The 10428-nt window shown below is 66.1% G+C and carries 9 protein-coding genes; 6 read left to right on the forward strand and 3 right to left on the reverse strand.

Annotated elements, in window-relative coordinates; translation table 11 throughout:
• Window positions 1-33 precede the first annotated feature (33 nt).
• Both dut and argB read left to right on the forward strand, forming a co-directional pair.
• On the forward strand, window positions 34-489 hold the full coding sequence (dut, locus tag T31B1_RS04830; RefSeq protein WP_353248314.1) for a dUTP diphosphatase: 456 nt from the start codon (window positions 34-36) through the stop codon (window positions 487-489).
• Between the two features lie 26 nt (window positions 490-515).
• On the forward strand, window positions 516-1424 hold the full coding sequence (gene argB, locus T31B1_RS04835; protein WP_353248315.1) for an acetylglutamate kinase: 909 nt from the start codon (window positions 516-518) through the stop codon (window positions 1422-1424).
• 23 nt (window positions 1425-1447) lie between these two features.
• On the opposite strand, the gene T31B1_RS04840 is transcribed toward argB, so the two are convergent.
• Together T31B1_RS04840 and pyrE are read right to left on the reverse strand one after the other, a co-directional pair.
• Complete coding sequence (locus T31B1_RS04840; RefSeq protein ID WP_353248316.1) at window positions 1448-1693, reverse strand: hypothetical protein; 246 nt, start codon at window positions 1691-1693, stop codon at window positions 1448-1450.
• 180 nt (window positions 1694-1873) lie between these two features.
• A complete protein-coding gene (gene pyrE / locus T31B1_RS04845; RefSeq protein ID WP_353248317.1) occupies window positions 1874-2518 on the reverse strand; it encodes an orotate phosphoribosyltransferase in 645 nt (214 codons plus the stop codon).
• An 81-nt stretch (window positions 2519-2599) separates the two neighbouring features.
• Here pyrE and T31B1_RS04850 point away from each other — a divergent pair, with 81 nt between their 5' ends.
• Genes T31B1_RS04850 through T31B1_RS04860 form a run of 3 tightly spaced genes read left to right on the forward strand, consistent with a single transcriptional unit; the run spans window position 2600 to window position 6300 of the window.
• A complete protein-coding gene (locus T31B1_RS04850) occupies window positions 2600-3391 on the forward strand; it encodes an exodeoxyribonuclease III (protein WP_353248318.1) in 792 nt (263 codons plus the stop codon).
• Entirely contained in the window at window positions 3375-4874 is a 1500-nt protein-coding gene (locus T31B1_RS04855; RefSeq protein WP_353248319.1) for an AmpG family muropeptide MFS transporter, read from the forward strand. Before T31B1_RS04850 ends, T31B1_RS04855 begins: the two co-directional genes overlap by 17 nt.
• Window positions 4875-4914: 40 nt before the next feature.
• Window positions 4915-6300 carry a DUF4139 domain-containing protein gene (locus tag T31B1_RS04860; RefSeq protein ID WP_353248320.1) on the forward strand — a complete coding sequence of 462 codons (1386 nt, stop codon included), beginning with the start codon at window positions 4915-4917 and terminating at the stop codon, window positions 6298-6300.
• Window positions 6301-6309: 9 nt separating this feature from the next.
• Here the strand turns inward: T31B1_RS04860 and T31B1_RS04865 are convergent, their stop codons facing one another.
• The gene (locus T31B1_RS04865; RefSeq protein WP_353248321.1) at window positions 6310-7197 is read right to left on the reverse strand and encodes a polyprenyl synthetase family protein; all 888 of its coding nucleotides are present in this window, start codon (window positions 7195-7197) and stop codon (window positions 6310-6312) included.
• A 185-nt stretch (window positions 7198-7382) separates the two neighbouring features.
• Here T31B1_RS04865 and shc point away from each other — a divergent pair, with 185 nt between their 5' ends.
• Entirely contained in the window at window positions 7383-10415 is a 3033-nt protein-coding gene (gene shc, locus T31B1_RS04870; RefSeq protein ID WP_353248322.1) for a squalene--hopene cyclase, read from the forward strand.
• Window positions 10416-10428: the final 13 nt, after the last annotated feature.

A 10428-nucleotide genomic window follows, 5' to 3' on the forward strand; every position in this document is an offset into this window, starting at 1 on the left:
ACATCCAAGACAATCAGGAACGGACACATCGCCATGGCCAGACTTCAGGTGAAGGTGCTCGACGAGCGCCTCGGGCGCGATTTCGACATGCCCCAGCGTGCGACCGCGGGCTCGGCCGGTATTGATCTGCGCGCGATGGTCGACGAGGCGGTCACGCTCGCGCCGGGCGACTGCGAGCTGCTGCCGACCGGGCTGTCGATCCATATCGCCGATCCGGCGCTGGCCGGCATGATCCTGCCGCGCTCCGGGCTCGGCCACAAGCATGGCATCGTGCTCGGCAATCTGGTCGGGCTGATCGATTCCGATTATCAGGGCCCGCTCATGGTCTCGGCGTGGAACCGCGGCACGCGGGCGTTCACTATCGAGCCGGGCGAGCGTATCGCCCAGTTCGTGCTGGTGCCTGTGGTCGCCGCGGAGCTGGAGATCGTGGATGGGTTCGACGACAGCGAGCGGGGCGTTGGTGGTTTTGGCTCCACCGGCACCGCGTAATGACGACGCTGGAGGAACAAAAACGCATGTCGCTGGATCCGGAAGCCGCCGCGCGCGTCGCACGCGTGCTCGGCGAGGCATTACCCTACATTCGCCGTTTCACTGGTAAGACCATCGTCATCAAGTACGGCGGCAATGCCATGACCGATCGCCAGCTGAAGTCCGGTTTCGCCCGTGATATCGCCCTGATGAAACTGGTCGGCTTCAACCCGGTGGTGGTGCACGGTGGCGGGCCCCAGATCGGCCAGCTGCTCGAACGGGTGGGCAAGCAGACCCGCTTCATCAAGGGCATGCGGGTGACCGACGAAGAGACCATGGACGTGGTCGAGATGGTCCTCGGCGGGCTGGTGAACAAGGAGATCGTCAATCTCATCAACCAGCACGGCGGTCGTGCCGTGGGGCTGACCGGCAAGGATGGCGGGCTCATTCATGCGCGCAAGCTGGCGCTGGTCGACGACGATACCGACCTGGGCTTCGTCGGCGAGGTCTCGCATATCGACCCGCGCATCGTCCGGCGCCTCGAGGCCGACGACTTCATCCCCGTGATCGCGCCCATCGGCGTCGGCGCGGACGGACGCAGCTACAACATCAACGCCGATCTGGTGGCCGGCAAGATCGCCTCGGTGCTCGAAGCCGAAAAGCTGATGCTACTGACCAATACGCCGGGCGTGCTCGATGGGGATGGCCATCTGTTGACCGGTCTGACGCCGGCCCAGGTACGCGAGCTCATCGATGCCGGCGTCATCCATGGTGGCATGCTCCCCAAGATCCAGTGTGCGCTGGATGCGGTGGCCTCCGGCGTGCGCGCGGCGCATATCGTCGACGGGCGGGTGGAGAACGCCGTCCTGCTGGAACTGTTCACCGATGCCGGGGTGGGCACGCTCATCCGCAGCCAGGCGGTCGAACCGCCGACGCACGGTCCGGCCTCTGCCTGACACGCCGTTGCCGGGTCGGCACGCTACGAGCCGTGATCTGGCCGCGGGCGGCGCCGGTGGCCGACCCGGGCCGGACCGAGCACGATCGCGCACAGGCCCAGCCCGAACAGGGCACGCGCGGGGCGATCGGCCGAGGCGGGCTGATGCAGTCCGCCCGCCGGCATCGCTGCTGACCCAGGCGCGGTGGTGTTCGCTGCGACACACAACACGGCGCCGAACAGCAACACGCCGCCCAGCAGGGCCGGCGCACGACGTGGGGTGACAAGCATGGAGGCTCCCGTGGCGTGTATTACGCCAATACCCAAGCGTGTTTCGTGCCACGGGGAGAAAGTCTTTAGTGTTGACGGGTTACGCACGCGACCGATGCCGCGACGTGGTCTTTCGTCAGTTTTTCCGACGCTGGACGACGCTCGGACGGCCCGGCCCCGGGTACGCCGACCGCGCCTCGGCTAGCCCGCGATCCCGTAGCGCTGCCGGTAGGCCTGGATCGCGTTCTGTGTGTAGGCGTCCAGTCGTGCGTTCCGGGCAAAGGCCACGACATCGTCGAGTGTGGCCACCGCGACGGTGGGAATGCCTTCGTCCTCTGCCAGCGCCTGGATGGGCGAGCGCGCATCGGCACCGCGTTCCTGTCGATCGAGGGCGACCAGCAACCCGGCGACTTCGCTGCCGGCGCCGCGGATCAGCTCGATGGCTTCGCGTACGGCGGTACCGGCGGTGATGACGTCGTCCACGATCACCACGCGTTTGCCCAACGGCGCACCGACCAGCACGCCACCTTCGCCGTGATCCTTGGCCTCCTTGCGGTTGTAGGTGAACGCCACGTCGCGCTGCCGGCCGGCCAGCGCACAGGCCAGTGTGGCGACCAGGGGAATTCCCTTATAGGCCGGCCCGAACAGGCTGTCGTAGGCGATGCCGGACAGTTCGAGCGCACTGGCATAACCGTCGGCCAGGCGTGCCATCCCCGCACCGCTGGCGATCGAGCCGAGGTTGAAGAAATAGGGACTCACGCGGCCCGACTTGAGCGTGAACTCGCCGAAGCGCAGGGCATCGTAGTCGAGGGCGAGGTCGAGAAAATCCTGGCTATGAGCGTGCATCGGCGAGCGGTCCTCTGCGTTGCGGGCGGTGTCGGGGATGCACGTATGATAAGCGCTTCATTTGTCCGACACGACCGATTCATGCGGGTGATTTCCTTTAACGCCAACGGTATCCGCGCGGCCCAGCGCAAGGGGTTCTTCGAATGGATGGCCGCGCAGAACGCCGATGTGGTGTGTATCCAGGAGCTCAAGGCACAACAGCATCAGCTCGAAGGCGTCGATGCGTTCTGGCCGGCGGGCTACCACTGCTTCTATGAAGAGGCCACCCGTCGCAAGGGGTATTCCGGTGTGGCGATCTACTCGAAGCGCGAACCGGACGAGATTCTGCGCGGCATGGGCCACGACGAATTCGACGGCGAAGGCCGTTATATCGAGGCCCGCTACAAGCGTGACGAGGGGGATCTGGCCATTGCCAGTCTGTATGCACCGTCCGGCTCGTCCGGTGATCACCGGCAGGACTCGAAAGAGCGCTATCTGGCCCATTTCCCATCGTTGTTGACCGCGCGCGCCGCCGCGCCGGGCGAGTACCTGGTGTGTGGCGACTGGAACATCGCGCACAAGGAGATCGATCTCAAGAACTGGAAGAACAACCGTAAGAACTCGGGTTTTCTGCCACACGAGCGAGAATGGATGGACCGCCTGTTCGGCGACATGGGCCTGGTCGACGTGTTTCGCCAGCTCAATCCGAACGAGGACGAATTCACCTGGTGGTCCAACCGCGGTCGTGCCTGGGACAACAACGTCGGATGGCGTATCGATTACCAGGTCGCCACACCGGGGCTGGCGGCCAAGGCGACGGCGGAATCGGTCTACCGGGCCGAGCGGTTGTCCGACCATGCGCCCCTGACGATCGATTATGACCTCGCACTCTGACGCTGTGGGCGAAGACCGCCCCCGGCGCGACTGGCGGGCAGCGTGGGCGATCTATGCCCAGCCACGGGTCATCGGCATGGCGTTTCTGGGGTTCTCCTCCGGTCTGCCGTTCTTGCTGGTGTTTTCCACGCTCTCGGCCTGGCTGGCCCAGGAGGGTGTATCCAAGACCACGATCGGGTTCTTTTCGTGGATCGGGATGATGTACTCGATCAAGTTCTTCTGGGCGCCCGTGATCGATCGCCTGCCACTGCCCGTGCTCGGACGACTGCTGGGGCGACGACGCGCCTGGATGCTTGTCGCCCAGATCGGTCTGGCGAGCGGACTGGTCGCCATGGCGCTGACCGATCCGACCGCCGATCTGGCGCGTCTGGCCTGGTTCGGCCTGCTGGTGGCGTTTTCATCGGCCACCCAGGATGTAGCGATCGATGCCTGGCGTATCGAGGCGGTGGCCGACAGCGTGCAGGGCGCCATGGCCGCGACCTACCAGGCCGGTTACCGGATCGCGCTGCTCACCGCCGGAGCCGGGGCCTTTTTCATTGCCTCGGCGACCACCTGGCCGATCACCTATCTGGTGATGGCCGCGCTGGTCGGCGTCGGCATGGTCACCGTGTTGCTGATCGCCGAGCCCGAGGCCTCGGCAAATGCCGGCCGCCAGCCGCGTGAACCCTGGGTCGATGCGCATCTGGCACGGTGCGCCTTCCTGCCGGCTGCGTTGCGCGATGCCTACGGCTGGGTGCTGGCAGCGGTGGTCTGCCCTCTGGTGGATTTCTTTGCCCGTTACGGGCTGCCGGCGTTGCTGATCCTGCTGTTCGTCAGCGTGTTCCGGGTCACCGACATCACGCTCGGCGTCATGGCCAACCCGTTCTATCTCGACCTGCACTACACCCTCGCCGAGATCGCCAGCGTCTCGAAGATATTCGGCGTGCTGATGACCATCGGCGGGGCCACGCTCGGCGGCGTGCTGGTGGTGCGCTACGGCATTCTCAAACCGCTGCTGGCCAGCGCGATCCTTGCCGCGGCCACCAATCTGGCGTTCGCGTGGCTTGCGACTCTGATGCCGGGGCCACAGGTACTGGGCCTGTTCGATGCGGGCGTGGCGGATATGGCCCGGCATGGCGCGATGAATTACCTGTTCATGCCGTCGCTGTATTCGCCATGGCAACCGGACAATCCCGGTCTCGTGGCATTGGCGTTGACCGTCTCGGCCGACAATCTGTCCGGCGGCATGGCCGGCGCGGCATTCATCGCTTATCTGTCGAGCCTGACCAATACCGCCTACACGGCCACGCAATACGCGCTGTTCTCTTCGCTGATGACCCTGCCCGGCAAGTTCCTCGGCGGGTTTTCGGGCTGGATGGTGGACCAATACGGTTATGTCTGGTTCTTTAGCTATACCGCGGCCGCCGGGTTGCCGGCGATCGTGCTCGTCTGCTGGTTGATCCGTTTCTACGGTCGGCGCCGGCTTGAAACCGAACCCGTTTGACGCTGTCTTTGAATGGGTTGAACACCCAGAGGAATGTCTGATGATCTGCAAGCAATCCGCGAACGCCACACTGGCTGCCGCCTTGGTCTGTCTGCTGCCGGCCGCGGCCTGGGCGGCGCCGAACGACGGCGCCTCCGAGCCCGTCGATGCCATGGCGCTCTACAACCAGGGTGCCGCCGTGGTGCAGGATACGCGTGAGCTGTCGCTGGCCGCCGGCGCCCAGCAGATCGGCTGGCCGGTCGCCGGCCGGCTGCGCACCGACACGCTCTGGCTGCAGGGCACGGGTGTGAGGCTGACCGGTTTTGCTGCGAGCACCCAGAGCGATGCCGCTGCTGATCCGCTGGCCGCCCGCATCGGCCAGTCCGTCACGCTGGTACGCGACGACGGAACGTCGCCGGCCGATCAGCGCGAGGCTACGCTGGTCTCCGCCTCGGCCGAAGCGGTGTATGTACGCGTCGACGGCCGTATCGAGCGCTTGACCGCGGCATCGCCGTGGCAGATCACCTGGCCGGTCGATGGTTCGACCACCCAGAGCGGTGGGCTCAACCTCGAGCTCGAAGCCGACAAGGCCGGCAGCACCCCGGTCACCGCGACCTACCAGATCGACGGGCCGAGCTGGCAGGCCAGCTACACTGGACGCTTCGATGCCTCAACCGGGCATCTGTCGCTGGTCAGCATGGCGGTGATCGACAATAGCGGCGGTGCCCACCTGGCGGCCGACAAGGCCTGGCTCGTGGCCGGCGATATCGCACGGGCCGGTCGTGGCGGGATGCCGCAACCCATGATGATGGCCCGCAGCGAAGCCAAGATGGCCGACAGCGCCCCCGAGGCGGCCGGTGACACCTATCGTTATCAGCTCGATGAGCCACTGGACGTACCGGCCGGCGGGGTACGTGCGGTATCGCTAATGGCGCCGCTCGGTTTCGACGCCACGCGCCGCTATCGCTTCACCCATGGCTGGTACGACGACGGACGCGACGGTGCGCGTGACCACGCCGAAATCCGCCTGAGCTTCGACAACGACAGCGATCGGCCGTTGCCGGCGGGCGTGGTCCGGGTCTATGACGGGGCCGCCGAGGCGCGGCTGATGGGATCCGATCAGATCAACGACACCCCGACCGGGGCGCCGGTAACGCTAACCCTGGGCCGGTCGTTCGATATCACCAGCAGTCGTCAGATCGTCTCCGACGATGCAGCCAATGACGGCGCCCACGAACGCACGGTCAAGCTCACGCTGCACAACGCCGGCGCCCAACCCGCGGCGGTCGACGTGATCGAACAGCTGCCGCAGGGCGCGACCATCGTGTCGAGCTCGATCGGTCAGCAGAAAGACACGCCCGCCAATACGGGGACGTGGTCGATCGATCTGGCCGCGGACAGCCAGCGCCAGCTCATCTACACCGTGCGCTGGCCGGACAACGCCTAGGATCTGGTGTTAATGGTCGCGCTTGACGATTTCCGCGGCGATCTCTCGCAGCGGATCGGCATCGGCGCCGAATAGGTCGAGCGCTTCCATGGCCTGGTCGAACAGACGCTCGGCAAAGGCCTTGGCCTCGGCCAGGCCCATCAGCGCCGGATAGGTGGCCTTATCGTGGGCCAGATCGGCGCCCTGGGTCTTGCCGAGCGTTTCGGTGGAGGATTCGATATCCAGTACGTCGTCGCGAACCTGGAACGCCAGCCCGATCCGCCGCGCGAAGGTGTCCAGTCCGGTGCGCTGGGCATCGCTGATCCGGTGTGCGCAGTCGGCGGCCATCATGACGCAGGCGTGCAGCAGTGCACCGGTCTTGAGTGAATGCAGGCGCTCAAGCTGGTCGCGGGTAATCGTCTTGCCTTCGCTGTCCATGTCCAGCGCCTGTCCGCCGACCATGCCGTGCGACCCACAGGCCCGGGCGAGGGTTGCCATGAGGGCCGCGCGCACGCCCGGCGCATCGACCAGGCTGTCGTCGGTGGCGATCACCTCGAAGGCCAGCGCCTGAAGCGCGTCGCCGGCCAGAATAGCGGTCGCCTCGCCGAACGCGATATGCGCGGTGGGCTGGCCGCGACGCAGCGCATCGTCGTCCATGGCCGGCAGATCGTCGTGAATCAGCGAATAGGCATGGATGAACTCGACCGCGCAGGCAGATGCATCCAGATGAGCCGGGTCCAGGCCCAGGACTTCGCCGGTGGCGTAGACCAGCCGGGGGCGGATGCGTTTGCCGCCACCCAGTACACTGTAGCGCATGGTCTCGTGCAGGCGACCCGGTTGTTCATTGGCCGGCGGCAGCAGCCGGTCCAGCACGGATTCGATACGTTGGCTATAATTGTGTATTAGGCAGCTATCCATGATACAGCTCGACTGATCGTGATCCCGCCGGGGGTTGCGCGCCGCGACGGCGGGCTAGCTAGCCATTAAAGCCCGGCAACGTCAACTCGCACGTACGAGCATCGCAGCGCCTGTTGTAACGTATGGGCCTGCGACGGCCCAGCGCCCGATACGAACCGGTCCAGTCAGAAGGAAATTGTGCGCTCATGTCCTATGTCCCCGCCGAGTCTCAGCTGGATCCGCATGCCCGCGAGTTCCAGGACGAAATTTTGCCGCGTGTATCGCGCACGTTCGCGCTGACCATTCCCGAGCTGCCGGCGTCGCTGCGCATGGCGGTGGGCAATGCGTATCTGTTGTGCCGGATTGCCGACACGATCGAGGACGACGCCGAACTGCCGGTCGCCGACAAGGCGCACTGGCACGCCGAGTTCACCCGAGTGGTCGAGTCCCGACAGGGCGGCCAGGCGTTCGGCGCGGCGCTGGTCGATCGTCTGGCCGCGCGTACGCCGGCCGACGAACGCCGGCTCGTGGCACATACCGAGCAGGTGATCGCGGTGACCGACAGCCTGTCGCCGCGCCAGCGCGCAGCGATCGCGCGCTGCGTGCGCATCATGTGCGACGGCATGCCGGTGTTCGAACGCAACGCCTCGATCGATGGCCTGGCGAGCCTGGCCCATCTCGATCGCTACTGTTATTTCGTGGCCGGCGTGGTCGGCGAGATGCTGGCCGATCTGTTCTGCGACTGCGACCCGGCCATCGACACCGCCAGCGACGCGCTCCAGCGGCTGGCCGTATCCTTCGGCCAGGGCCTGCAGATGACCAATATCCTCAAGGATATCTGGGACGATCACGACCGAGGCGTATGCTGGCTGCCACGAGATGTCTTCGCCCGCCACGGGTTCGATCTGTCCACGCTCGGCGCGATGCGCGAGCGCGGTGGCGATGAGCGCTTCGCTGCCGGCCTGTCCGAGCTTATCGGTCTGGCACACGGCCATCTGCGCAACGCACTGGAGTTCACGCTTACCATCCCTGGCGAGCAGAAGGGCATCCGCCGGTTCTGTCTGTGGGCCATCGGCCTGGCGCTGCTGACGCTGCGCAAGATTCAGGCGAACCCGCAGTTCACCGACAGCGCGCAGGTCAAGGTCTCGCGTCGCAGCGTGCAGGCCACTGTGCTGACGACCAATCTGGCGTTGTCCGACGACGACCGCCTGCGTCAGCTGTTTCACATGACGGCCGCCGATCTGCCGGCGCTGACACCACGGCTGGCCGCCGTACCCGGCGCCGAGGTGGATCCACCCGGCGCGGTGCCCATCGCCCGCCGGGCCGAGCGCCCGACCGGGCTGGACGAGGCCATCGATGCGGCACATCAGCGTCTGCTCACCGATCAGAACCCGGACGGTCACTGGCGCTACGAATGCGAGGCCGACTGCACGATTCCGGCCGAATACATCCTGATGATGCATTTCGTCGACGACATCGAGCCGGGCATTCAGTCGCGTATCGCCAATTTCCTGCGTCACAGACAGGCCGCACACGGCGGTTGGCCGCTCTATCACGGCGGCGATCTCGACGTCAGCGCATCGGTCAAGGCTTACTACGCGCTCAAGCTCGCCGGCGACGATATCGACGCCCCGCATATGGTTCACGCACGTCAGGCGATCCTGGCACGGGGCGGTGCGGCCGCCTCCAACGTGTTCACCTTGATCGCGCTCGCACAGTTCGGCCAGGTGCCCTGGCGGGCAGTGCCCTTCATTCCGGTGGAGGTCATGCTCATGCCCAAGGCCTCGCCGTTCCATCTGAGCAAGGTCTCGTACTGGTCGCGCACCGTGATGGTGCCGCTGTTCATTCTGTGCAGCCTGCGCACAATGGCGCGCAATCCGCAGGGCGTGAATGTGCGTGAGCTGTTCACGGTCGCCCCGGAGAACCAGCGCGACTTCATTCCGGCGAAGTCGATGGTCCAGCGTGCGTTCAAGGCCATGGATCAGGTCGGTCGATCCGTCGAGCCCCTGATTCCGGGGTTCGTCCGCCAGCACGCCATCCGTCGCGCCGAGCGCTGGATCGTGGAGCGGCTCAACGGCGACGACGGCATCGGCGCGATCTTCCCGGCCATGGTCAATGTCTATGAAGCGCTGGGTGAGCTGGGCTACGCCGCCGAGCATCCCTATCGTGCGGCCACGCGCCGCGCCATCGACGATCTGGTGTACGAACATGGCGACATGGCCAACGTACAACCCTGTGTTTCTCCGGTCTGGGATACCGGCCTGGCGACGCTGGCCCTGCAGGAGGCCGCGAATGCGGGCGACACCCCGCCGGTGCGCGCCGCTCTCGACTGGCTGGCGGCACGCCAGGTGCTTGACGCGCCCGGCGACTGGCGCGACGCGCATCCGAACCTGCCCGGCGGCGGTTGGCCATTCCAGTACGCCAACGACTACTACCCGGATCTCGACGACACCGCCGTCGTGGCGTGGGGGCTGTACAACGCCGGCGACGGGGCGACCTACGGGCGCGCGATCACGCGGGCGGCCAACTGGCTCTGCGGCATGCAGTCGGCCAACGGCGGAGTGGCCGCGTTCGATTCCGACAACAACCACGAATATCTCAACCAGATTCCGTTCGCCGACCATGGCGCGCTGCTCGACCCGCCGACCGCCGACGTCACGGCCCGCGTGCTGACCCTGCTCGGGCGTCTGGGTCGGCCCGAGGATGAAGACGTCATCCAGCGCGGCGTGGCCTATCTCAAGCGCGAGCAGGAGGCCGACGGCTCCTGGTTCGGCCGCTGGGGCACCAACTATATCTATGGCACCTGGTCGGTGCTGGTCGGGCTCGAGGCGATCGGCGAGGATATGAACCAGGGCTGGATTCAGCGTGCGGTGACGTATCTCAAGGGCATGCAGCGGCGTGATGGCGGCTGGGGCGAGGACAACGGCAGCTACTGGAATCCGCCGCGCGGGCGAGCCGACGCCACGACGAGTTTCCAGACGGCCTGGGCCATGCTTGGTTTGCTGGCGGCCGGCGAACGCCACACCGGCGCTCTGGCGCGCGGAGCGGCTTGGCTGATCGCCCATCAGGGCGACGACGGTGCCTGGCACGATCCGGACCACACGGCGCCCGGTTTTCCGCGCGTGTTCTACCTGAAGTATCACGGCTATACCCGCTATTTCCCGCTCTGGGCGCTGGCCCGATATCGCAACGCGCACGCAGGCGAGCCGGCACCGGGCATAGCGCTCGAAAGTCCGTGAGCGGGCCGGATTC

Source organism: Salinisphaera sp. T31B1, assembly GCF_040361275.1.
In the GTDB taxonomy this organism is placed as follows: Bacteria; Pseudomonadota; Gammaproteobacteria; order Nevskiales; family Salinisphaeraceae; genus Salinisphaera.

What these genes read in the sequence shown, in the direction of transcription:
- argB (WP_353248315.1), top strand. Translation starts at nt 516, where the DNA reads ATGTCGCTGGATCCGGAAGCCGCCGCGCGCGTCGCACGCGTGCTCGGC.
- T31B1_RS04855 (WP_353248319.1), top strand. Translation starts at nt 3,375, where the DNA reads ATGACCTCGCACTCTGACGCTGTGGGCGAAGACCGCCCCCGGCGCGAC.
- T31B1_RS04860 (WP_353248320.1), top strand. Translation starts at nt 4,915, where the DNA reads ATGATCTGCAAGCAATCCGCGAACGCCACACTGGCTGCCGCCTTGGTC.
- T31B1_RS04840 (WP_353248316.1), bottom strand. Translation starts at nt 1,693, where the DNA reads ATGCTTGTCACCCCACGTCGTGCGCCGGCCCTGCTGGGCGGCGTGTTG.
- T31B1_RS04850 (WP_353248318.1), top strand. Translation starts at nt 2,600, where the DNA reads ATGCGGGTGATTTCCTTTAACGCCAACGGTATCCGCGCGGCCCAGCGC.
- shc (WP_353248322.1), top strand. Translation starts at nt 7,383, where the DNA reads ATGTCCTATGTCCCCGCCGAGTCTCAGCTGGATCCGCATGCCCGCGAG.
- pyrE (WP_353248317.1), bottom strand. Translation starts at nt 2,518, where the DNA reads ATGCACGCTCATAGCCAGGATTTTCTCGACCTCGCCCTCGACTACGAT.
- dut (WP_353248314.1), top strand. Translation starts at nt 34, where the DNA reads ATGGCCAGACTTCAGGTGAAGGTGCTCGACGAGCGCCTCGGGCGCGAT.
- T31B1_RS04865 (WP_353248321.1), bottom strand. Translation starts at nt 7,197, where the DNA reads ATGGATAGCTGCCTAATACACAATTATAGCCAACGTATCGAATCCGTG.